The organism is Tenacibaculum finnmarkense (assembly GCF_900239185.1).
GTDB classification, from domain to species: Bacteria; Bacteroidota; Bacteroidia; order Flavobacteriales; family Flavobacteriaceae; genus Polaribacter; species Polaribacter finnmarkensis.
The window spans coordinates 80341-104698 of sequence record NZ_OENA01000016.1; the positions used below are offsets into that span (position 1 = coordinate 80341).

Annotated in this window: 25 protein-coding genes; 17 read left to right on the forward strand and 8 right to left on the reverse strand. The window is 31.5% G+C overall.

The genetic code is table 11. The features are described from left to right. Positions 1-86 precede the first annotated feature (86 nt). The 4 genes from gpmI to AQ1689_RS01955 all read left to right on the forward strand — a co-directional run bounded on the left by gpmI (position 87) and on the right by AQ1689_RS01955 (position 4105). Entirely contained in the window at positions 87-1604 is a 1518-nt protein-coding gene (gpmI, locus tag AQ1689_RS01940; protein ID WP_101955032.1) for a 2,3-bisphosphoglycerate-independent phosphoglycerate mutase, read from the forward strand. Positions 1605-1689: 85 nt separating this feature from the next. Next, positions 1690-2493: a type I methionyl aminopeptidase gene (map, locus tag AQ1689_RS01945; RefSeq protein WP_101955023.1), complete on the forward strand. Its 804-nt coding sequence runs from the start codon at positions 1690-1692 to the stop codon at positions 2491-2493. A 133-nt stretch (positions 2494-2626) separates the two neighbouring features. Next, entirely contained in the window at positions 2627-3013 is a 387-nt protein-coding gene (locus tag AQ1689_RS01950; protein ID WP_101955024.1) for a GxxExxY protein, read from the forward strand. A gap of 291 nt (positions 3014-3304) precedes the next feature. Next, entirely contained in the window at positions 3305-4105 is an 801-nt protein-coding gene (locus tag AQ1689_RS01955; protein ID WP_101955025.1) for a class I SAM-dependent methyltransferase, read from the forward strand. Positions 4106-4299: 194 nt separating this feature from the next. Here AQ1689_RS01955 and AQ1689_RS01960 read toward each other — a convergent pair whose 3' ends face one another. Further along, complete coding sequence (locus tag AQ1689_RS01960; protein WP_101915313.1) at positions 4300-5280, reverse strand: FAD:protein FMN transferase; 981 nt, start codon at positions 5278-5280, stop codon at positions 4300-4302. Between the two features lie 126 nt (positions 5281-5406). Here AQ1689_RS01960 and AQ1689_RS01965 point away from each other — a divergent pair, with 126 nt between their 5' ends. The 12 genes from AQ1689_RS01965 to AQ1689_RS02020 all read left to right on the forward strand — a co-directional run bounded on the left by AQ1689_RS01965 (position 5407) and on the right by AQ1689_RS02020 (position 17944). Next, positions 5407-6255 carry an OmpA/MotB family protein gene (locus AQ1689_RS01965; RefSeq protein WP_101915312.1) on the forward strand — a complete coding sequence of 283 codons (849 nt, stop codon included), beginning with the start codon at positions 5407-5409 and terminating at the stop codon, positions 6253-6255. Between the two features lie 169 nt (positions 6256-6424). Beyond that, positions 6425-6880, forward strand: coding sequence for a 50S ribosomal protein L13 (gene rplM / locus AQ1689_RS01970; RefSeq protein WP_101915311.1), 456 nt, complete (start codon positions 6425-6427; stop codon positions 6878-6880). After that, positions 6880-7266: a 30S ribosomal protein S9 gene (gene rpsI / locus AQ1689_RS01975; protein WP_058884242.1), complete on the forward strand. Its 387-nt coding sequence runs from the start codon at positions 6880-6882 to the stop codon at positions 7264-7266. The genes rplM and rpsI overlap by 1 nt, the downstream gene beginning before the upstream one ends. Before the next feature lie 180 nt (positions 7267-7446). Further along, a complete protein-coding gene (gene rpsB, locus AQ1689_RS01980) occupies positions 7447-8232 on the forward strand; it encodes a 30S ribosomal protein S2 (RefSeq protein ID WP_101955026.1) in 786 nt (261 codons plus the stop codon). Between the two features lie 92 nt (positions 8233-8324). Then, complete coding sequence (gene tsf / locus AQ1689_RS01985) at positions 8325-9293, forward strand: translation elongation factor Ts (RefSeq protein ID WP_101915309.1); 969 nt, start codon at positions 8325-8327, stop codon at positions 9291-9293. Between the two features lie 113 nt (positions 9294-9406). After that, positions 9407-10117 (forward strand): UMP kinase, encoded by a 711-nt coding sequence (gene pyrH / locus AQ1689_RS01990; protein WP_101915308.1) that lies wholly within the window; start codon positions 9407-9409, stop codon positions 10115-10117. Between the two features lie 48 nt (positions 10118-10165). Then, positions 10166-10720 (forward strand): ribosome recycling factor, encoded by a 555-nt coding sequence (frr, locus tag AQ1689_RS01995; RefSeq protein ID WP_101915307.1) that lies wholly within the window; start codon positions 10166-10168, stop codon positions 10718-10720. 95 nt (positions 10721-10815) lie between these two features. Continuing rightward, positions 10816-13191: an efflux RND transporter permease subunit gene (locus AQ1689_RS02000; protein ID WP_101915306.1), complete on the forward strand. Its 2376-nt coding sequence runs from the start codon at positions 10816-10818 to the stop codon at positions 13189-13191. 198 nt (positions 13192-13389) lie between these two features. Further along, complete coding sequence (locus AQ1689_RS02005) at positions 13390-14127, forward strand: LuxR C-terminal-related transcriptional regulator (RefSeq protein WP_101915305.1); 738 nt, start codon at positions 13390-13392, stop codon at positions 14125-14127. A gap of 222 nt (positions 14128-14349) precedes the next feature. Next, positions 14350-15783 carry an asparagine--tRNA ligase gene (gene asnS, locus AQ1689_RS02010; protein ID WP_101955027.1) on the forward strand — a complete coding sequence of 478 codons (1434 nt, stop codon included), beginning with the start codon at positions 14350-14352 and terminating at the stop codon, positions 15781-15783. 85 nt (positions 15784-15868) lie between these two features. Beyond that, positions 15869-17341, forward strand: coding sequence for an RNA polymerase factor sigma-54 (gene rpoN / locus AQ1689_RS02015; protein WP_101955028.1), 1473 nt, complete (start codon positions 15869-15871; stop codon positions 17339-17341). Positions 17342-17344: 3 nt separating this feature from the next. After that, the gene (locus AQ1689_RS02020; RefSeq protein ID WP_101915302.1) at positions 17345-17944 is read left to right on the forward strand and encodes a hypothetical protein; all 600 of its coding nucleotides are present in this window, start codon (positions 17345-17347) and stop codon (positions 17942-17944) included. Here the strand turns inward: AQ1689_RS02020 and AQ1689_RS02025 are convergent. The 6 genes from AQ1689_RS02025 to AQ1689_RS02050 all read right to left on the reverse strand — a co-directional run bounded on the left by AQ1689_RS02025 (position 17939) and on the right by AQ1689_RS02050 (position 22276). Then, a complete protein-coding gene (locus AQ1689_RS02025; RefSeq protein ID WP_101915301.1) occupies positions 17939-18607 on the reverse strand; it encodes a porin family protein in 669 nt (222 codons plus the stop codon). The two genes, AQ1689_RS02020 and AQ1689_RS02025, sit on opposite strands and share 6 nt — an antisense overlap. Positions 18608-18718: 111 nt before the next feature. After that, positions 18719-19189 (reverse strand): ExbD/TolR family protein, encoded by a 471-nt coding sequence (locus tag AQ1689_RS02030; protein WP_058884231.1) that lies wholly within the window; start codon positions 19187-19189, stop codon positions 18719-18721. 18 nt (positions 19190-19207) lie between these two features. Further along, positions 19208-19834, reverse strand: a complete 627-nt coding sequence (locus AQ1689_RS02035; protein WP_101915300.1) for an ExbD/TolR family protein — start codon at positions 19832-19834, stop codon at positions 19208-19210. A 6-nt stretch (positions 19835-19840) separates the two neighbouring features. Continuing rightward, positions 19841-20278 carry a hypothetical protein gene (locus AQ1689_RS02040; RefSeq protein ID WP_101915299.1) on the reverse strand — a complete coding sequence of 146 codons (438 nt, stop codon included), beginning with the start codon at positions 20276-20278 and terminating at the stop codon, positions 19841-19843. Between the two features lie 8 nt (positions 20279-20286). Further along, positions 20287-21000 carry a MotA/TolQ/ExbB proton channel family protein gene (locus AQ1689_RS02045; RefSeq protein ID WP_101955029.1) on the reverse strand — a complete coding sequence of 238 codons (714 nt, stop codon included), beginning with the start codon at positions 20998-21000 and terminating at the stop codon, positions 20287-20289. A 235-nt stretch (positions 21001-21235) separates the two neighbouring features. Then, positions 21236-22276 (reverse strand): asparaginase, encoded by a 1041-nt coding sequence (locus tag AQ1689_RS02050; RefSeq protein WP_101915297.1) that lies wholly within the window; start codon positions 22274-22276, stop codon positions 21236-21238. Between the two features lie 108 nt (positions 22277-22384). On the opposite strand from AQ1689_RS02050, the gene AQ1689_RS02055 reads away from it, so the two are divergent. Beyond that, positions 22385-23083, forward strand: coding sequence for a zinc metallopeptidase (locus tag AQ1689_RS02055; RefSeq protein ID WP_101915296.1), 699 nt, complete (start codon positions 22385-22387; stop codon positions 23081-23083). 133 nt (positions 23084-23216) lie between these two features. Here AQ1689_RS02055 and AQ1689_RS02060 read toward each other — a convergent pair whose 3' ends face one another. Then, complete coding sequence (locus AQ1689_RS02060; RefSeq protein ID WP_193702195.1) at positions 23217-24263, reverse strand: SusD/RagB family nutrient-binding outer membrane lipoprotein; 1047 nt, start codon at positions 24261-24263, stop codon at positions 23217-23219. Between the last annotated feature and the right edge of the window lie 95 nt (positions 24264-24358).

Genomic DNA, 24358 nt, shown 5'->3' on the forward strand with positions numbered 1-24358 from the left:
AAAGCGGGAAATTGCTTCAAATAATTTTTAAACAGGTTCTTAAAACGGTAAAATCTTTCTTATTTTTACAGTCCAATTCAACAAAAATGAACAAGAAAGTTATTTTAATGATACTTGACGGCTGGGGAATTACCCAAGACCCTAAAGTTTCTGCTATATACAATGCCAAAACGCCTTTTATAAATTCGTTATACGATACATTTCCACACGCTCAATTACGTACAGACGGAAATCATGTTGGTTTGCCTGAAGGACAAATGGGAAATTCGGAAGTTGGACACATGAATTTAGGTGCTGGTAGAATTGTATATCAGAATCTGGCAAAAATAAATAAAGCAGTTGATGATGGTTCTTTAGCACAAGAAAAAGAGCTTTTAAAAGCTTTTGATTATGCCAAGAAAAACAATAAAAATGTACATTTTTTAGGGTTAGTTTCCAATGGCGGGATTCATTCGCATATCAATCATTTAAAAGGGCTTTTATCGGCTGCAAACGAGCAAAAACTTGAAAATGTTTTTTTACATGCTTTTACTGATGGGCGTGATTGTGACCCTAAATCCGGAAAATATTTTATCAATGAGATAGAAGAACATATGCAAAAAACCACAGGCGAATTGGCAACAATTACAGGGCGTTATTTTGCTATGGATCGTGATAATCGTTGGGAAAGAGTGCAATTAGCTCACGATGCTTTAGTTAACGGAAAAGGAGATTTTTCTAGAGATGCGACCCAAAGTATTCAAGAAAGTTATGATGAAAATATTACGGATGAATTTGTAAAACCTATTATTATGGTTGATGAAAAAAATCAACCTAAAACAATTATTAAAGAGGATGATGTTGTTATCTTTTTTAATTTTAGAACTGATAGAGGTCGTGAATTAACTGAAATTTTAAATCAGAAAGATTTTCCTGAACTTAATACCAAAAAATTACCATTATACTTTGTTACCATGACAAATTATGATGAAACTTTTAAAGATATTAAGGTAATTTACAACAGTAAAAACATTGAAAATACTTTAGGTGAAGTTTTAGAAAACGCAGGAAAAACTCAAATTAGAATTGCGGAAACGGAGAAATATCCGCACGTAACATTTTTCTTTTCTGGAGGAAGAGAGCAAGAATTTAACGGCGAAAAACGCTTATTATGCCCATCTCCAAAAGTAGCAACCTACGATTTACAGCCAGAAATGAGCGCCTACGAAATTCGTGATGCTATTGTTCCTGAATTACAAAAAGGCGCTGTTGATTTTGTATGTTTAAACTTTGCAAATGGCGATATGGTTGGGCATACAGGTGTTTTTGAAGCGGCTGTAAAAGCTTGTGAAACGGTTGATAATTGCGTAAAAGATGTTATTACAACGGCTTTAGAAAACGAGTATACTACTATTGTAATTGCCGATCATGGGAATTGTGAAACCATGATGAACCCTGATGGTTCGCCACATACATCGCACACCACAAACCCTGTGCCGATGATTTTGGTTGATAAAGATTTAAAAACTATAAAAGATGGTGTTTTAGGCGATATTGCCCCCACTATTTTACATTTAATGAACGTGCCACAACCCAAAGAAATGACACAAGATTCATTACTATAAACGATTTAAAAGTGCTAGGTATTTATACTTTTAAAATCAAAAAAAACCATAAATAACCGTAAATTTGCCGTTCAATATTTTTAAGATGATCAAAAGAAAAACTAGAGAAGAAATAGAAATCATGCGTGAAAGTGCATTAGTCGTATCAAAAACTTTAGGGATGTTAGCTAAAGAAGTAAAACCTGGTGTTTCTACTTTATATTTAGATAAACTTGCCGAAGAATTTATTCGCGAGCAAGGGGCAATTCCTGGTTTTTTAGGATTATATGATTTTCCGAACACCCTTTGTATGAGCCCAAACTCACAGGTTGTACACGGAATCCCTAACAAAACTCCTTTAATTGAAGGTGATATTATTTCGATTGATTGTGGTTCGATTAAAAATGGTTTTTACGGTGATCATGCTTACACATTTGCTGTTGGTGAAATTGCTGCGGAAACTCAAAAATTATTAGACGTTACCAGAGAGAGTTTATACGTTGGTATTCGTGAATTAAAAGTTGGAAATCGTGTTGGTGATGTTGGTTTTGCGATTCAAAACTTTACAGAAAAACATGGTTACGGCGTAGTTCGTGAATTGGTTGGGCATGGTTTAGGGCGTGTAATGCACGAAGATCCTGAAATGCCAAATTACGGTCAAAGAGGTCGTGGTAAAAAGTTTATTGAAGGAATGGTTGTTGCCATTGAACCGATGACAAACTTAGGAACTCACAAAATTTTACAACATGATGACGGTTGGACAATTACTACTTTAGATGGTAAACCTTCAGCGCATTTTGAGCATGATGTTGCTATTGTTGATGGTAAACCTGAATTACTTTCTACCTTTAAATATGTACACGAAGCTTTAGGGATTGTTACTGATGAAGAGGACGAGTTTAGAGCGTAATTTGTTTATATCAGACGCGAATTTCACTGATTAACGCTAAGTTTAGTCTGACACGAATTTTACTGATTAACGCGAAGTTGTTCTAGCAGATGATCATTAATGCTGATTTTACTGATTACTAATTAAAATTACTATGAACGAAAATCTTTTATACAAAAACGAAGCATACCAAATTATTGGTGCTTGTATGGAGGTTCATAAATTTTTAGGTAAAGGATTTAATGAAGTTGTATATGGTGATGCTTTAGAAATAGAATTTCAATCTCAAAATATACCTTATAAAAGAGAAGTAAAGTTTAATATAAACTACAAAGGCAAAATAATTCCTCATTATTATTTTGCCGATTTTGTAATAGATAATAAAATAATTCTTGAAATTAAAGCTATTAAAGAACTGAATTCAGGTCATCTAAAACAAACATTAAATTACCTAGCAACCTCTAAATTAAAACTTGGTTTACTGATCAATTTTGGCGAAAATAGTCTTCAATATAAAAGAGTTATTTTAAATAATTCATGAAAATTCGAGAAACCAGCGTCTCAAAAAAAAATCCGTGTAAATCTGCGAAATTCGCGTCTCAAACAAAAACCCCCGTATAAACCCGTGAAATCAGCCTCTCAAACAAAAAAATTCGTGTAAATCTGCGAAATTCGTGTCTCAAACAAAAAAACCCGCGTAAATCCGTGAAATTCGTGTCTCAAACAAAAAAATCCGTATAAACCCGTGAAATCAGCGTCTCAAACAAAAAATTCGTGTAAATCCGTGAAATTCGCGTCTCAAACAAACAATTCGTAAAAACCACTAAAATTCGTGTCTTTATTCAAAACCATATTAAACACCATTCCAAGACCTTTATTAATTAAAGCCAGTTATTTGGTGCGCCCAATAATTGCTTGGTGGCTAAAAGGCGATGTATTTACCGACCCAATTGACGGAAAATCATTCCGAAAATTTTTACCTTACGGATATGGAATTCAAAGAGAAAACGCGCTTTCACCTTCTACCCTATCTTTAGAAAGACATCGTTTATTATGGTCGTATTTACAAAATGAAACGAGTTTTTTATCTTCAGATAATTCAAAAAAGGCTGAAAATTCAAGCAAAAAATTAAAAGTACTACATATTGCTCCTGAACAATGCTTTTTAGATATCTTCAGAAAACAAAAAAACTTAGACTATATTACTGCTGATTTAGAATCGCCAATTGCAGATGTAAAAGCAGATATTTGTGATTTACCTTTTAAAGATAATGAATTTGATGTTGTTTTTTGTAATCATGTTTTAGAACATATTTCTGATGATACAAAAGCAATGCAAGAATTATACAGAGTCCTAAAAGTTGGCGGATTTGGTATCTTTCAGATTCCGCAAGATTTATCAAGAGAAAAAACTTTTGAAGATGATTCAATTACCGATGAAAAGGAACGCACAAAAATATTCGGGCAATACGATCATGTACGTGTTTATGGGCGTGATTATTTTGATAAACTTCGCTCCATAGGTTTTAAAGTTGATGAAGTTGATTTTACAAAAAAAATCGCTCCAGAAAAACTAGAACGATTTGCTTTAATGAAAGGCGAAATTTTACCTGTTTGTTTTAAGAGCCTTTAAATAAACTGTCAGTTCGAGTGATTTTTTTCCTTCAAAAAATTGTATCGAGAACTTTTTCAGCATCAAAATTCATCAACATCAAATAATTCAAATTCTCGATACAATTTTAATTCCTTTTAGTCATTAAAATCACTCGAATTGACAAAAATCATCAAAAAAAAGGGAAATAAATTCAGATTCACGGATACTATTTCTTAATTTTCAAATTCTTTCAATTCATTATTTTTGTCATTATATAATAGGACAACTTTTAACTCAGGATGTTTTAATAAAAAAGCGGTTGTTTTTTCTAATCCCATAGCTAAAAAAGCCGTTGCGTAGGCATCAACATCAGCACAATCGCCTTTTAAACGTACCGAAACACTCAACAAATTACTCTGACTCGCCAAGCCTGTTTTTGGGTTTACTGTATGTACAATTTTCTTGCCGTTTTCATTGATTTTAAATTTTCGATAATTCCCAGAAGTTGCCATCGATTCATCATCCAAAGTAATTATTTTTTGAAGCGAGCGTGTGCCGTCAATATTTGGTTTTTCTATGGCTACTTTCCATAATTTACCCTTCTTTTTTCCTCTCGCTCTAATTTCGCCACCAATTTCTATCAGATAATTATTGATTTTTTTATCCTCTAAAAACCAACCAATAACATCAACGCCGTATCCTTTTGCAAAAGCATTTACATTAAATTCAATCTGATCCGATTCACGATAAACCTTATTATTTTCGAGTTTTACTTTATCAAAACCAACGCCAATCATCAGTTTTTCTATTTCTTCGGATGACAAATTAGTACGCTCCTTTCCCGATCCAAAACCATAGGCATTGATTAATTTACCAATTGTAGGATCAAAATAACCAGCTGTTTCTTTATATATTTTTTTCGCTTTAGCAAAAACGTCAACAAACATTTTATCAACAACCACGGTGGTATCACCATTATTTATTTTTGAAATATCGGAAGTTGGTAAATAGGTTGATAAGGATTTATTAACCAAATTGAATAAACTGTCGATTGAATTTTGATAATTTACCTGATTATCAGTATCAAAATAGGTAATATGATAAGTGGTGCCAAAAACAAAACCTGCTAATTTAATTTCAGATGATTTTTTTTCTTGCCCACAAGAAATTAAAAATACCGCCAAACAAACGATGTAAGCTATTTTTTGAATCATTTTAAAAATTTAATCACAAAAATAATTTATTATCTGCTCATAAAAGATTGTTAATTCTCTTTTTTTGCAGGTTGCTTTTGCTAAATTTGCTTTTTTACAATTATAAACAACACAAAACAGTATCAAATGAAGAAAATATTTTTAGTAATGACCGCTTCTGTTTTACTAGCGTCATGTGTATCTACCAAAGAGCTAAACGCCTTAAAAACAAAACATCAAAAAACAAAAAATGAGTTATTAGCTGTCAAAGCAAACTTAACGAAGTGTTTAATTGAAAAGGAAAGTTGTGAAGAAAAAGTTTCTTCGTTAAAATCATCAGTTGGTGATTTAAAACAAGACAAACAAAACACACTTCAACAGGTAGAAAATTTAACAGTTTTAACTAAAGGAGCGAACGATAACATCAAAGAAACTTTAACGCAATTAAGTAAAAAAGATAAATATATTAACAGAATTAGAGCGGCAAATACTAAAAAAGATTCGTTAAATTTAGTGGTTGCTTTTCATTTGAAAAAAGAACTACAACAAGGAATTGACGACCAGGATATTACTATTAACGTAGAAAAAACGGTTGTTTTTATTTCAATTTCTGATAAATTATTATTTAAAAGCGGTAGCTATACCATTTCTGATAAAGCTTCAAAAGTTTTAGCAAAAGTGGCTACAGTTGTAAATGGTCAGCCAGAAATGGATGTAATGATTGAAGGACATACCGACAGCACCCCTGTTTCAGCGGGTTCTAGCATCAAAGATAACTGGGGACTGAGTGTTTTACGTTCAACAGCTATTGTTCGTGAATTACAAAATAAATACAGCGTTGCTCCTAAAAGATTGATTGCCGCTGGTAGGGGAAGTTATGTGCCATTAGTAGCAAATGATACGCCTGAAAATAAAGCAAAAAACAGAAGAACAAAAATTATTATTTTACCACGTTTAAATCAATTTTTTGAATTATTAGAACAAAAAACAGAGTAATTTAAAAATCTTTTATCAAATTAATAAAAAAACGTGCAACTGCACGTTTTTTTTATTTAAAATAAATTAAACTAACTGGCTATTTGTCAATCAAATAATTAGCCCTATATTTGCAGACCTTTTTTAAGGAGAAATCATATATTAATAAACAAAAACTAATCGTGTAATTATGAACACATTAAGTTACAAAACAGTATCAGCGAACAAAAACACTGTTAATAAAGAGTGGGTTGTAGTTGATGCGGACGGGCAAACGTTGGGTCGTCTAGCTTCTAAAATAGCAATGCTAATTAGAGGTAAGTACAAACCAAATTATACTCCTCACGTAGATTGTGGAGATAACGTGGTTGTTATCAACGCAGAAAAAATTGTTTTAACTGGTAAAAAGTGGACTGATAAATCTTATATCCGTCACACAGGTTATCCAGGTGGACAAAGATCATTAACTGCTACAGAAATGTTCGAAAAAGATCCTACAAGATTAATCGAAAAAGCAGTAAAAGGAATGTTACCTAAAAACAAATTAGGAAGCGCTTTATACAAAAACTTGTATGCTTATGCAGGTACTGAGCACCAACAAACTGCTCAAAACCCAAAAGCTATTAACCTTAACGATCTTAAATAATGGAAACTGTACACAAAATAGGTAGAAGAAAAACAGCAGTTGCTCGTATTTATCTTTCAGAAGGTAAAGGAAACATTACTGTTAACAAGAAGGACTTTAAGAACTACTTTACAACAGGAACTTTACAATACAAAATCCAACAGCCTTTAATGTTAACTGAGAACTTAGAGTCTTATGACATTAAAGTAAACGTTTTTGGAGGTGGTATTACTGGTCAAGCAGAAGCAATCCGTTTAGCAATTACTAGAGCATTAGTAGCAATTAACGAAGAGCACAAAGCAGTATTGAAACCAGAAGGTTTATTAACTCGTGACCCTAGAATGGTTGAACGTAAGAAATTCGGTCAGAAAAAAGCACGTAAGAAATTCCAGTTCTCTAAACGTTAATAGTTATTTTCAAATTATTAACAATGCCTTGCAAAAGACATTGTTAATAGTTTTTAATTTATTTTCAAAAAGAGACTGTTATTTATAATTTTATTTTTAACAGTTTAGTATCTAAATATTTCAGACTTTTTACAACTACTGAAATATTGTGAAAACAGAACGTAAACACATTTTATTAAAATGGCAAATATTCAAGAATTATTAGAAAGCGGAGTGCACTTCGGTCACTTAACTAGAAAATGGAACCCAAACATGGCTCCATACATTTATACAGAACGTAACGGTGTTCACATCATCGATTTGTATAAAACATCTGCTAAAATTGATGAAGCTGCAGTAGCTTTACAAAAAATAGCAAGCTCTGGTCGTAAAATATTATTCGTTGCAACTAAAAAGCAAGCGAAAGATATCGTTGCAGAAAGAGCAGCAAACATTAACATGCCTTACATTACTGAGCGTTGGCCTGGTGGGATGTTAACAAACTTCGTAACTATCCGTAAAGCTGTTAAAAAAATGGCTACTATTGATAGAATGAAGTTAGATGGTTCTTTTGATGCTTTATCAAAAAGAGAAAAGTTACAAATTAACCGTCAGAGAGCGAAATTAGAAAAGAATTTAGGTTCTATTTCTGATATGACTCGTTTACCTGCTGCTGTATTTGTAATTGATGTTAAAAAAGAACACATTGCAATTGCTGAAGCAACAAAATTAAACATTCCAATTTTTGCATTAGTTGATACGAACTCTGATCCTAGACCAGTAGATTACGTAATTCCTGCAAATGACGATGCTTCAAAGTCTATTGACAAAGTATTATCTTATATTACTGACGCAATTACTGAAGGTTTATCAGAAAGAAAAGCTGATAAAGAAAAAGTAGCTGCTCCTGTAAAAGAAGAAGTAAAAGCTGCTAAAACTGAAACTGTTGCTACACCAGCACCAGCTAAAGAAGAAGAAGCTAAATAATTTTAATTTATTTTCAGTTAAAGGTTTCATTTACTTGAAACCTTTAACTATTTTTACAAGTATAAATTCATAACTAAAAAATAACAATAGATATGTCAGTAAAAATTAGCGCTGCAGACGTAAAAAAATTAAGAGAAACTACCGGAGCTGGTATGATGGATTGTAAAAATGCATTAGTTGAAGCAGAAGGGAATTTTGATAAATCAATTGATATTTTACGTAAAAAAGGACAAAAAATCGCTGCTAAAAGAGCCGATAGAGATTCTACTGAAGGTGTAGCCATTACTAAAATTAGTGATGACAATACTTATGGTGTTGCTATTGTATTAGCATGTGAAACTGATTTCGTTTCTAAAAATGATTCTTTTAAAGATTTAGCTGCTGAATTTGTTGCTATTGCTTTTGATACTAAAAGTAAAGAAGAGTTTTTAGCTGCTGATTTCGGTGGAGTAACTGTTGCTGAAAAATTAATCGAACAAACAGGTGTTATCGGTGAAAAAATCGATATTACTTCTTTCGAAAGATTAGAAGCTCCTTTCGTAGGTTCTTATACTCATATTGGTAAAATTGCTGCTATGGTTGGTTTATCTGCACCTGCAGATAATGCTGCTGTTTTAGCAAAAGATTTAGCAATGCAAGCTGCTTCAATGGGAGCAATTTCTTTATCTTACAAAGGTTTTGACCCTGCTTATGTAGAGGCTGAAACTGAAGCAAGAATTGCTGTTATTGCTAAAGATAACATCGAGTTAGGTCGTTTAGGTAAAACTTTAAAAAACGTTCCTCAGTATGTTTCTAGATTACAATTAACTGATGCTGCTTTAGCGCAAGCTGAAGAAGTTGCAAAAGAGCAATTAAAATCAGAAGGGAAACCTGAAAAGATTTGGGATAAAATTTTACCAGGAAAAATGGAAAGATTTATTTCAGATAACACAACTTTAGATCAAGAACAATGTTTATTAGATCAAAAGTTTATTAAAGACGAAAAGAAAACTGTTGCAGAATATGTTTCTTCTTTTGGTGACGTAGAGGTTAAAAACTTCGTAAGAGTTACTTTAGGATAATTCTTAAACATTATATTATAATTAAAACCATCCAATTTTTTGGATGGTTTTTTGTTTTATCAAAATTCAAACTCAAAAAAATTGCGTAGTTTTGCACAACTTTCAACAAGATTATGCAATATAAAAGAATCCTTTTAAAATTAAGCGGCGAATCATTAATGGGCGACCTTCAATATGGTATTGATCCTAAAAGACTTAAAGAGTATGCCCAAGAAATTAAACAAGTAGTAGATAAAAATATTGAAATTGCCATTGTTATTGGTGGTGGAAATATTTTTAGAGGTGTAGCGGGTGCCAGCAATGGTATAGACCGCGTACAAGGTGATCACATGGGAATGTTAGCAACCTGTATTAACGGTTTAGCATTACAAAGTGCTTTAGAGGCTGAAGGAATTCATACGCGCTTACAAACAGCAATTGAAATTAAAGAAATAGCAGAACCGTATATTAAACGTCGTGCAAATCGTCATTTAGAAAAAGGGCGTGTCGTTATTTTTGGTGGTGGAACAGGAAATCCTTATTTTACTACGGATACAGCAGCTGTTTTAAGAGCTATTGAAGTAAATGCAGATGCCATTTTAAAAGGAACTAGAGTTGATGGTATTTATAATGCAGATCCTGAAAAGGATAAAAATGCCATAAAATACGAAAGTATCAGCTTTAAAGACGTTATCAAAAAAGGATTAAAAGTAATGGATATGACTGCCTTTACTTTAAGTGAAGAAAATAAACTTCCTATTATTGTTTTTGATATGAATAAAAAAGGAAACTTACTTAAGTTAGTTTCTGGAGTTCAAATAGGAACAATAGTTGACAACCAATAAATCAAAAGAATCCCTCACATTTTTTATAGGGCAATAAATACGAGTAACATGAACGAAGAAATTGATTTTATTTTAGATTCTGCCAAAGAGGCAATGAATAATGCAATCGCACATTTAGAAAAAGAATTACGTACTATTAGAGCTGGAAAAGCATCTCCTGCAATGTTAGCAAATGTACAGGTTGATTATTATGGTTCTGCAACTCCTTTAGGTCAAATAGCAAACGTAAGTACTCCTGATGCAAGAACAATTACCATTCAGCCTTGGGAAAAAAATATGCTTCACGAAGTTGAAAGAGCAATTACCTATGCAAATTTAGGTTTCAACCCAATGAACAACGGTGATGTTATTATTATTAACGTTCCTGCTTTAACTGAAGAGCGTCGTAAAGATTTAGCAAAACAATGTAAAGCCGAAGCTGAGCACGCTAAAGTAGGTATTCGTAATGCACGTAAAGATGCAAATAACGATATTAAAAAAGCCGATGTTTCTGATGATGTTAAAAAAATATCAGAAGAAAGTGTTCAAAAATTAACCGATAGTTTTAGTAAAGTTATTGAAGAAAAAGTAGCGGTAAAAGAAAAAGAGATAATGACTGTTTAATCACTTTCATATATATATAAAAAGAGTGTCTGTTATGACGCTCTTTTTTTTCGTTTAATTGTTACTTTTATCATAACTTTGCAAAAAATTTTCAAATGACTTTTTGGACTAAAATTGCTGGATTTATATTGAGAAACAGGTATCTTGTTTTAATTGCTATCGCTATTGTTACCGGGCTATTAGTTACTCAAATAAAGTACATGCGCTTTTCCTACACCGAAGCAAATTTACTACCTGAAGACCATCAAGCAAACATACAATACAATCAGTTTTTAGATATTTTTGGCGAAGAAGGAAACTTAGTTATTTTAGGAGTTAAAGATTCCACCATTTTTACGCCCGTAAAATTTAATGCCTGGAACAAACTTGTTAAAGAGTTAGACAGCGTTAAAGAGGTAGCTTTTAGCGTTTCTATTGCTGATGTTAAAGAGTTAAAAGCCGATAGAAAACAACGAAAATTTGTGCTTGAACCCTTGTTTAAAAAAGCACCGACTACTAATGAAGAGGTTGCTAAAATTAAGAAGCAATTATTTGAAAACCTGCCTTTTTACAATAATTTATTATACAACGACAAAGGTACTTTACAAACCGCTATTTATATTGATAAAGCTATAGTAAATACGCCTGCTCGTAAAGATTTTATCACTAAAAGATTAATTCCTACTGTTGAAAAATTTGAAAAAGACCATCAAATAGATGTACGTATGTCAGGAATGCCATATATAAGAACGATCAATTCTCAAAATATTATTGATGAAATGCAACTGTTCGTATTAGGTGCTTTAGGTATTACAGCACTTATATTCTTTTTCTTTTTCCGATCATTTAGAGCTACTTTTATTACACTTTTAGTGGTTGGTATTGGTGTTATTTGGGCATTCGGTTTTATTGGTTTTTTCAGGTATGAAATTACCGTTTTATCAGCTTTAATACCGCCATTAATTATTGTAATTGGTGTACCAAATGCGGTATTCCTTATTAATAAATATCAACAAGAAATAAAAAAACACGGTAACCAAGCAAAGTCATTACAACGGGTAATTTCAAAGATTGGTAACGCCACTTTAATGACCAATATTACAACAGCCTCGGGGTTTGCAACCTTTGTTTTTGTTAAAAGTAGTTTGTTAAGAGAATTCGGAATTTTAGCCTCTGTAAATATTATCAGTATTTTTATTTTGGCCTTATTAATTATTCCTATTCTTTATAGTTTTATGCCACTTCCTAAAGAAAAACACTTAAATCACCTAGAAAAAAAATGGATGGAAAACATCGTTTCTTGGATGGAACGCATGGTAAAAGAACAGCGAATTACCATTTATATTACCACCGTTATTGTAATCATATTAAGTATGATTGGTGTATATCAAATTCGTGTTTCGGGTAGTTTAATTGAAGACATGCCTAAAAAGGCTCAATTTTATAAAGATATTAAGTTCTTTGAAACAGAATTTGGCGGGATTATGCCACTAGAAATATTGATTGACACCAAAAGAGAAAAAGGTGTTATGAAACTTTCTACTTTAAAGAAAATGGAAAAATTAAATGAGGCTATTCAAACATTTCCTGAATTATCAAAGCCCATTTCAATTACCAATTTAGTTAAATACTCTAAACAGGCGTACTACAAAGGAAACCCAAAATATTATCAATTACCTACGAGTCAAGAAAAAGCCCATATTTTTGCCTTTTCTAAAAATTCGAATACCAATTCAGGTATGCTGAATAATTTTGTAGATAGCACAGGACGTTACACTCGTATCACTACGTTTATGAAAGATGTTGGTACTGATAAAATGGACATTATTCAAGGGCGATTAGATGCTGTTATCAAAAAAGAGTTTCCTAAAGAAAAATTTACCGTTTCTATGACAGGGAAAGCCTTGGTTTTCTTAAAAGGGACTAATTATTTAATTAAAAACTTAGTCATTTCATTATCGCTTGCTATTTTGTTAATTTCAATTTTTATGGCATGGATGTTTCGTTCATTTAAAATGATTTTCATATCGTTAGTTCCTAACATGCTTCCTTTATTAATTACCGCAGGATTAATGGGCTTTTTTAGCATTCCTATAAAACCATCTACTATTTTAGTATTTAGTATCGCATTTGGTATTTCGGTAGATGATACCATTCATTTTTTAGCAAAATATCGCCAAGAATTACTAGCCAATAACTGGAAAATTAAACCTGCCGTTTATGCAGCGCTTCAAGAAACTGGTGTCAGTATGTTTTATACCTCAATTGTATTGTTCTTTGGGTTTTTAGTCTTTACAATTTCTAGTTTTGGAGGAACAATTGCTTTAGGAGGCTTGGTTTCAGTAACCTTATTATTAGCCATGGTTTCTAATTTATTATTACTACCCTCACTCCTACTTTCTTTTGAAAAAAGGATTGCAAATAAAAAGGTATTAAAAGAGAGTAATTTTAAAATTTTACCACCAAAAGAAGAAGCTAATAAAGAAATTTAAAAAGAATAAAAGCTATATTAAAATAAAAAAGGGACAGCTTTTGCCATCCCTTTTTTAACTTTTTCACCTACTTTTATCGTCTTTTTCATAACGAAAATTTTCTTTTCATAGCAATTTTTACTTTCCTCAAAGCATGCCACAAATGTACAGTCAATTTAATTTTTACACAACTGTGTTTTTCCGCAGGTTTTATAATTTATGAGTTCAAATCAACATACTATTGGGCAATATACTAGAGAAAATGTTTCAGATATTCCTTTAACCAAAGGCGATCAAGCGTATCTGTTTTATAAAAAAACGATTCCTAAATTTATAGGCGAAGCGATTTCTATTTATTCTTTTAAAGAAAATAGAATGTTATATGCCCACGGATGGGAAGACTTATTAGGTTATAAAGATGAAGAAATTACCATGCTTAAAATTGTAAGTTGCACCTCAGCAAGGCATTTTAATTTTTCGAACGAATTAAACGACAAAGCACTTCAATTTTTTAAAACAAAAACAACCGATTTAGAAAAATACAGCTTTACTTTAGAGGTTGAAAAAATTCATGCAAACGGAAGTATTGTTCCGTTGTTTTCAAGAGTCGCTATTTTAAAAGCAACTAATGGTAAAATAGAAGAAATGATTACGGTTTCGCAGGTTATAAAATCATTAAAACATAGCAATGTAATGCAATATGCTGTTTATGGCCCTGAAAAATCAGATTTTGAAGAAATTTTAAATAAAGAGTTATTTCAGCATTTGGCAATTTCTAAAAAGGAAAAAGAGGCACTTTATATGGCAGCAAAAGGAATGACTTTTAAAGAAATTGCAGCTCAATTAAACGTAAGTCAATCTGCTGTTGAAAAACGTTTAATACCACTTTACAAACGTTTTAATGTAAAAAGCTTGCCTCATTTAATTAGTTTTGCACATACCAATCATATTCTTTAAAATAAAGTAGGCTTACTAAAATGCCTAGCCCCGATTGTAGCAATTGTTTGAGCTCCTTTTTTTTCTTCAAAAAAAGAGCGAGTGCGGAAAGCGGGAAATTGCTTCAAATTATAAAAATCTTGTTTTTTTAACAATATCTTCTAAAAATGAATAAAAAACAATAAGAATCTACGTTGATTGTTTTATTTCAAAAAAGTATCTTTGCTATTCAATTTTTAAAAGATGAAAAGAAGTAGCGTTAACGAATTATTACATTCGGATAAATTTTTACAGGAAGTACACGTAAAAGGATGGGTTAGAACCTTTAGAAGCAATCGTTTTATTGCTTTAAATGATGGTTCTACCATTAATAATATTCAATGTGTTGTAGATTTCGAAAATACAGATGAAGAACTTTTAAAAAGGATTACTACAAGTGCCGCAGTGAGTATTACAGGTACTTTAATTGAAAGTCAAGGTAAAGGACAATCGGTAGAAATAAAAGTTACAAAATTAGAGATTTTAGGTGATTCAAACCCTGATGAATACCCTATTCAGCCTAAAAAACATAGTTTAGAATTTTTAAGAGAAAACGCGCATTTACGTATCAGAACAAATACGTTTAGTGCTATTATGAGAGTTCGATCGGCATTGTCTTTTGGAGTTCACAAGTATTTTCAAGAAAACGGATTTAACTACGTAAATACACCAATTGTTACAGGTTCTGATGCCGAAGGTGCTGGTGAAATGTTTCATGTATCTAATTTTGAAACCAATAAAGCGCCGTTAAATGAAGAAGGTGAAATTGATTACACTCAAGATTTTTTCGGAAAAGAAACGAATTTAACCGTTTCTGGGCAGTTAGAAGCTGAAACCTATGCAATGGCATTAGGAAAAGTATATACTTTTGGTCCTACTTTTAGAGCTGAAAATTCAAATACAACGCGTCATTTAGCCGAATTTTGGATGATTGAACCTGAGGTTGCATTTAATGATTTAGATGCCAATATGGATTTATCTGAAGATTTTATCAAATCAGTTTTAAACTATGTTTTAGAAAACTGTAAAGACGATTTGGCATTTTTAGACAATCGTTTAACACAGGAAGATAAAACAAAACCACAAGCTGAACGTAGCGAAATGGGCTTAATTGAAAAATTAAACTTTGTTGCTAATAACAACTTTAAACGTGTTTCTTACACCGAAGCTTTTGAGATTTTACGTAATTGTAAGCCGAATAAAAAGAAGAAATTTCAATTTCCTATTACAGAATGGGGGGTTGATTTACAATCGGAACATGAGCGTTATTTAGTTGAAAAACACTTTAAATGTCCTGTAATTTTATTTGATTACCCTGCAACGATAAAAGCATTTTACATGCGTTTAAATGACGATGGTAAAACGGTTCGTGCTATGGATGTTTTATTTCCTGGTATTGGAGAAATGGTTGGTGGATCGCAAAGAGAAGAGCGTTTAGATGTTTTAAAAGCTAAAATGGCAGATTTAAACATTGATGAAGAAGAATTATGGTGGTATTTAGATACTCGTAAATTTGGTACGGCAGTACATTCAGGATTTGGTTTAGGATTTGAACGTTTAGTTTTATTTGCTACAGGAATGAGCAATATTCGTGATGTAATTCCTTTTCCAAGGACTCCACAAAACGCAGATTTTTAAAAAACAATAAAATTTATAGCATATAATCGTCATTCCTCACAGAATGACGATTTTTTTTTGACCTTAATTTCATATATTTGTAAGTATGCTAAAACAAAGTTTACATTATAAATTACTTCAAAAATTATCGCCTCAACAAATTCAGTTGATGAAGTTAATTCAATTGCCTACACAAGCTTTTGAAGAACGCTTAAAGCAAGAAATTGAAGAAAATCCTGCTTTAGATACTGGTAAAGAAGAGCCTGAAAACTTTGAAGATACCTTAACCGATGCTGATTCTGATGATTATAATAATGATGAAGGAACTGAAAAAATAGATACACAAGACATCAATATTGATGAGTATTTAAGTGATGATGAGTATCCTAGTTATAAAACGCAAGCAAATAATTATTCGGCTGATGATCAAGAAAGACAAATTCCGTATGCAGCAGGAACGAGTTTTCATCAATCGTTAAATAATCAATTAACCACCTTTAGAATTAATGAAGAAGAACGCGCTATTGCCGATTTTTTAGTAGGAAGTATTGATGACAGCGGCTATATCCGTAGAGAAATTATCGATTTAGTGGATGATTTAGCTTTTACTCAAAATGTTTTTACATCCGAAGAAAAAGTAGAAAATGTTTTAATTAATGTGGTTCAAAAATTAGACCCTGTTGGTGTTGGTGCTCGTGATTTGAAGGAATGTTTAATTATTCAATTAAAATCAAAATCGGCAAAGCAAACAAGAACTTTGGCTATTGATATTCTTGAAAATGCTTTTGATCACTTTGTTAAAAAACATTATAAAAAACTACTCGAAAAGTTTAATATTGATGAAGATTATTTGAAAGAAATAATTGCCGAAATCGGAAAGTTAAACCCGAAACCTGGTAGTTCGTATGCTGGTAATAATAAATTAGCCGAACAGATTGTTCCCGATTTTTCAATACAAATTGTTGATGGTACTTTAGAATTGACCTTAAACTCGCGAAATGCTCCTGAACTGCACGTTTCACGAGAGTATAACAATATGTTAAAAGGCTATAGCGATGCTACAAAAAAGAGCAAAACTCAAAAAGATGCCGTCATGTTTATTAAGCAGAAATTAGATGCTGCTAAATGGTTTATTGATGCTATAAAACAACGTCAGCAAACCTTGTTAATTACCATGAACGCTATTATGTTACGTCAGGAAGCATATTTTTTAACAGGTGATGAGCGCAAGCTAAAACCGATGATTTTAAAAGATATTGCTGATGAAATACACATGGATGTTTCTACGGTTTCAAGGGTTGCCAACAGTAAATATGTAACAACACCTTACGGAACAAAACTGATAAAAGTATTTTTCTCTGAGTCAATGAAAAATGATCAAGGTGAAGATGTTTCAACACGTGAAATTAAAAAAATATTAGAAACCGTTATTCAAGAAGAAGATAAACGCAAACCACTTACTGACGAAAAATTATCTAAAATATTAAAAGAAAAAGGCTATCCTATTGCTAGAAGAACGGTTGCTAAATACCGTGAGCAATTAGATATTTCGGTAGCAAGATTGCGTAAAGAAATATAAAAAATGCGTTGGCCTAAATTCATATCTACTATTTTACACCCGATTGTCATTCCAACAATTGGCATCATTTTATATTTTATTTTAACGCCTGTTTATTTAAGCCGTTATCAACAATATACCTTATTGGGCGTGGTATTTGTTGCCACTTATATTATTCCAATACTTTTATTGATTTTTTTAAAAGCGGTAAAATATATAGAATCGTATGAAGTTCATGGAATTAAAGAACGTAAAATTCCAGTATTTTTTATGATGTCTTTGCTATTTTTATTGGGTAAATTTTTCTCTGAAATAACAATTATTAAAGATTTAAGCTACTTGTTTTTTGGTGTGGTATTTGGCTTAGGGGTTATTTATATCCTTTTTTCATTGAAAATAAAAGCAAGTTTACATTTATTGTCTTTAGGAGCTGCTACTGGCTATTTTTTACTTTTTCAACAAATACATAACATAACAACACTTCCTTTGATTATTGTTTTAATACTACTCTCAGGGCTTTCAGCTAGTGCTAGGCTTCATTTAAAAGCACATACGATTAAAGAAGTTTATTTGGGTTTTTTTATTGGTATAGCAAGTCCTTTTTTTGCATTTTACATATTATAATAAGTAAAAACTCAATCCAAAACGTACTATATTACTTCTAACTCTACACCCATTTGAAAAAGCATTTTTTAATAAAGGTGTTAATCCGTAATACACATGAAAATTAAAAGTTTTATACCCCGAACTAAGTGTTAATCCTGTTTGAAATTTATTATAACTAGCAGATTTTAAAACATCTTTAGCCTCAATAGTATCGGTATAACTAAAGGTATTGCTTAAATTATAACTAAAATTAATACCTGTGTAAAGCCTCCAAAAAGAAAAACTGTTTTGGGTAGATGTTCTTAACCGAAACTCAATAGGCATTTCAAGGGTATGTGTTTTTAGCTTATTGGCTGTTATCATATAATTTCGCTGTAAATTATCGGGATATTCTTTTACAGCTTCTACATTAAGATTAAACGCATCTATTGCATAGCCAAGCCCAATACCAACTGCCATTTTACCACTTTTTACAAGCGGAATATCTTTTATATACCCTGCCGAAAAACCAAATGAAAAAGTATTTTTATCAATTTTATTTGGTTGATTTGTTAAGGTATTAAAAGTTACCTTTAAATAAAGCTGATCTTCCCAATAACGATCGCCTATTTGCAAGGAATCTTTTTGAGAAAAAATAGCTATTGATAAAAATAAAAAAAAGAATATAAGACTATTTTTCATAGGACGAATTTCACTAATTGTAATTAAAATTAGCTAAATGTACACTTTTTTACATAAAAAAAGAGCAATCATAACGATTGCTCTTTTTGGTGTTTATTTTTTAAAAAGTAATTACTTTTTAATATCTGCTGATTTATGCGTAGATAAACTTAATTTAAGAGCATTTACATCTCTTAATTTCTCACGAATATCAGCTAAAGTACCAACACTCGATTCTTTATCCATCTTTATAGAAGTAGTCATAAAAGGAACTTCAGCTTCCGATACATTTCCTCTTTCTAAGAAAATAAAAGAAGGTACATCTTCTGGTGTAGCAATCTTATCGTTTAACTGAATTCTATTATAGCCCTTTCCATATTTAGCATCTTTTGCCTTACCAACATAAATAGTGCTCACTAAACTTTTACGTTCAAGCTTCTTTACTTCACTAGCACTAGGTAAACGAGGGTTTTCAATAGCTAAATCGCTTTCTCTCATTACCGTTGTTACCATGAAAAAGAATAATAACATAAAAACAATATCAGGAAGTGAAGAAGTATTCACTGCTGGCATCTCTTTTTTCTTATTTTTAAATTTAGACATACTTAAATTGTTTTAATACTATTGAACATTAGTTGGTTCAGAATCAGATATAATTTGAGGATAACTACTCTTTATATCTTCTACTTTTTTTCTTAATGCATCATCTTTTCTTGCACCTGCTTTAAAAGTTTTATCTAATTCCGTAAAACTCATACCGTACTTTTCTTGGCATAATTTATTACGTAACTCAGCATATGCTTTTAACAGTTCATTTTGAACAGCAACATACATACCAAACTCAGTACCTCTATCACTTTCAACAGAGATAATAGCTTTATTTGGATGATCTGATGAAGCTGGGTCTTTAGCACCTTTACAATAGTTACAAGATGCTCCTGCATCTTTTCCTGGCATTGGGTTACCAATACCTCCACCGTTATCTATAAATTTAACAGCCGCATCTTTTAAGTCTTTTAACTCCATACCTTGATCCTCTACGAATAATTGGTTATTTCTGTTAATAATTACTTGAAAAATGTTTTTCTCTTTTACAATAGGTGGTACAACGTCTGATTTTTCAGCTAACTTTTTAGGGATACCTGAATCTACGTCCATTGTAGTTGTTACAAGGAAAAAGATAAGTAGCAAGAATGCAATATCTGCCATAGAACCTGCATTAATTTCTGGATTTTCTCTTCTTGCCATGTTTACTTATGATTTAACGATTCCTTTTAATAAATCTACTACAAAAAATGTTCCTGCAATTGCACCTAAAATCAAGGTAAAACTAATTCCTGTTCCTACCCATTTAGAAACGCTTCCTGCTGGAACTAATACTCCTGCATCAGGACCTAATACCTGAGCATTAGAAGAGAATATGTATGAAACCACTAAAAGAACCCCTAAAACTAAAACCCCTAATAAGGTTTTCTTTAAGGCAGCAGGGTTTTTAAACATACTCAATAATGAAATTACTACAGCAACAATTACAATTACAATTAGTAAATAATATGAATAACTTACTAAAGGAGACACAGCATTAGAAACCGCTTCTACGTTTTCTTTGTCTATTATTACAACGTTTACAAATAGCCCAACACCAATAAGTGATATTAAAGCTACAAGTAATGTTAATATTTTATTATTCATACGATTGATTATTTTTTATACTTAGCTAATAAGTCGATTAAAGAAATTGAAGCATCTTCCATATTATTTACAATACTATCAATTTTAGAAACGATGTAATTATAAAAAATTTGTAAGATAATTGCTGCTACAAGACCAAATACCGTTGTTAAAAGTGCAATTTTAATACCACCTGCTACTACGGCTGGAGAAATATCATTTGCTACAGCGATCTTATCGAAAGCTTCAATCATACCAATTACAGTACCCATGAAACCTAACATTGGCGCTAATGCAATAAATAAAGATAACCAAGAAACATTTTTCTCTAATAATCCCATTTGTACACCACCATAACCTACTACCGCTTTTTCAGCAGCTTCTAAACCTTCGTCAGCTCTTTCTAATCCTTGGTAAAAGATAGAAGCAACAGGTCCTTTTGTATTTCTACAAACCTCTTTAGCAGCTTCAATACCACCAGAACTTAAAGCATCATCTACACTTGCCACTAATTTCTTAGTATTCGTTGTAGCCATGTTTAAATAAATAATTCTTTCAATTGCGATTGCTAATCCTAAAATTAAAGCAACTAATACGATACCCATAAACTGAGGATCTCCTTCAATAAAACGTTGTTTTAACTCTTGGTGAAAAGTTTTTTCTGCTTCTTGAGCATTTGCTGACTGAATAGCCCCTAAAAACATAAATCCTGCAACAGTTAGGAAATTTACTACTTTCTTCATTTTGTTATAATTAATTTTAAATAGTTAATGGGTTAAAAATACAATTTTTACTAGAAAAAACTCAAATTTTTACAAATAAGTGTTAATTTTATTATTTGATAAAGTTAATTTTCAGACTGCCAAGTAACAAAAAAATCTTGGTACATTAAAAAAATTAAGGTTATTTATAACACATTTTTGTTTCTATAACTATTTCAGGTAGTTATCGTCATAAATTTAGTTAAAAAAATATCATTTAGTTAATTTCTCCACGCAACGATGTTTCAAAATAATGTTTAAACTCTTCTTTTGATAATTTTTCACCTAATAAATACATCATTTTAGCAATAGCAGTCTCTGTGGTGATATCTTTTCCATCAATAATTCCGATGCGTTTTAGGTCAGAACTGGTTTCATAATGCCCTAAAATAACACTTCCGCCGGCACATTGTGTTACATTTACAATGTGAATTCCTTTAGATATTGCTTTTTCAATTAAATTTATAAACCATTTTTGGGTAGGTGCATTTCCTGATCCGTAGGTTTCTAAAACAATTCCTTTCAAATCAGGAATATTGATAAAACTTTTTACAACCGCAGCAGTTATCCCTGGAAATAATTTTAAAATAGCGACATTATGATCTAATTTTTTTCTAAAGATAAGTTTATTTTCTGCTGCTTTAGGCTTAAATAATACTGAGTCATTAAAATTCAAATGCACGCCACTTACCGCTAAAGGCGGATAATTCATTGATGCAAAAGCTTCAAATTGTTCGGCATTTATTTTGGTGGTTCTGTTGGCACGGTATAATTTATATTCAAAATACAGCCCAACCTCTTGTATTACCGGTTTTCCGTTTTTATAGGTTGATGCTATTTGTATCGAGGTAATTAAGTTTTCCTTTGCATCGGTACGTAAGTCACCAATTGGCAATTGCGAACCTGTAAAAATTACTGGTTTCTGTAAGTTTTCAAACATAAAACTAATTGCTGATGATGTATATGACATGGTATCAGAACCCGTAAGTACTACAAAACCATCAAATTTATCATAATTATCGGCAATAATTTGCGCAATATCAGTATAATAACTCACATTCATATTAGACGAATCAATTGCTTGGTCAAATGAAATCGTGGTCATTTCACAATGTAATTGCTGTAATTCAGGTATTTTACTCGATATTTGGCTAAAATCAAAAGCTTTTAAAGCGCCTGTTTTATAATCTTTAACCATACCAATAGTTCCTCCTGTATATACGATTAAAATTTTAGGTTTTTTTTGATTTTTTGACATTTGGATATTTTATTTTTTTGATTTTTTGATAAAAAATTTAATAATGGAATAATTTATGTTGTAAATTTATCAAACAAAACAATACAAACTTTTAAAACAACATAATTTATGATAGGTTTTTATGTGCTGATAGGAATTATTTCGCTATGTAGCTGGTTAGTAAGCAATATGCTTAAACGTAAATTTAAGAAATATTCACAGGTTCATTTAAAAAATGGCATGAGTGGCGCTGAAATTGCGCAAAAAATGTTAAACGATCACGGAATTAATGATGTAAAAGTAATTTCAACTCCAGGAATGTTAACAGATCATTACAATCCTCAAAATAAGACGGTTAATTTAAGTGAAGGTGTTTATAACCAACGAAATGCCGCTTCGGCAGCCGTTGCAGCACACGAAGTTGGGCATGCTGTACAACATGCTAGGGCTTATGAATATTTACAAATGCGTTCAAAATTAGTACCGATGGTAAGTATTACTTCTAAGTATTCACAATGGATGGTTATTGGTGGAATTACCTTTGGAGCTGCTTCTGGTAACTCAGGAATTGGCTTTTACATTGCCATTGCAGGGTTAATTTTTATGGCAGTTGGTACGCTGTTTAGTTTTGTAACTTTACCTGTTGAATATGACGCTAGCAATAGAGCTTTGGCTTGGCTAGAGGATAAACATATTGTAACCCGTGAAGAATTAGCGGGTTCAAAAGATGCGTTAAAATGGGCAGCAAGAACCTATTTAGTTGCCGCTTTAGGATCATTAGCCATGTTATTATATTGGGGAATGCGAATTTTAGGAAATAGAGATTAGCTATCACAGCTACTTTTAGCATTTATTATAATTGAAAAAGCACTCCTTAATATAAGGAGTGCTTTTTTATGTGTTTATTTTTATTTTGAAGATTTAATAATTAATTTTCTTTGGATAAAAAAGAAATTAAATTTTACCACCACCAAGCAGCAGCATTCATGGTATCGCCTCCCATGGCACTTGATGCTTTTTTATAATTTGTTTTATTTACAGATTTTTCTAAACTTGGGTATAATAAACGAACAGGCACTAAATTGCTATTTAAGTTTCCTGAACCTGCTTTTATAAAAGAAGGTTTTTTACTTCGTTTCCAATCAAACCAAGCCTCTAAACCTACATGATATAATGACAGCCATTTTTGTTCGTATAATATTTCTGAAGTTGAATTATAGACCGCTGTATTTGTTAAAAAATCAGCAGGCATTTGTACTTTTAAATCATCGAAATTAGCTTTTACTGCTTTGTTATAATAAGCAGCAGCATTACCTACTGATATTAGTCCTTTTTCTTTTGCTTCAGCTAAAATAAAATTAAGTTCACTATAATTTAGTAAAACTCCTTTAACCATCGTTGCACTTTCAAAACAAGCTGTTGATTTTCTACTATACGCATCGGGTCTTCCTATAGCGCCTAACGCCTGACCTGGGGCAACCCCTAATGTTAAATTTTGACTGTCTTTTTTAGGGCTCAATAAAACATGTATACGAGGGTCATTATCTCCTTGCATTGTACGTATTAAATGAGTTGTTGGAATCAATCTAAAATAATCATAAGCCCTACCGCCACCTGGTTTACATACCGATGATATATCTGGTAAACTACCACTAAAATTATAGGTTGCATTATCGGCATTTGATTCAAATATTGGATATTTAGCAGGATTTGTTATCATCTGATTAAAAGCAACACTATTATTTTGCACATTACTTGTTCTTAATAACATTCGTAAATGCAAAGAATTTGCAAATTTTTTCCAACGCAACATATCGCCTTGATACAAAATATCGCCCGTTATATTTTTTGATAACTTTATTATTTTATTTGCTTCTGATAACTTTAATAATAAGTTTTTATAAATCTCTTTTTGAGTATCGTATTTTGGGTTTATAATTCCTTCTTTAGTCTTATTTGCTTCGCTGTAAGGAACAGCACCATAAGCATCGGTAATAACACTAAATATATAAGAGCCTGTTTAAATTTGTAAAATAAAAAGAAAAAGGTTTCTGAAATTCTATTAAAATGTTTCTTTTGTGGTTCTCAAAACAAAAAAGATGT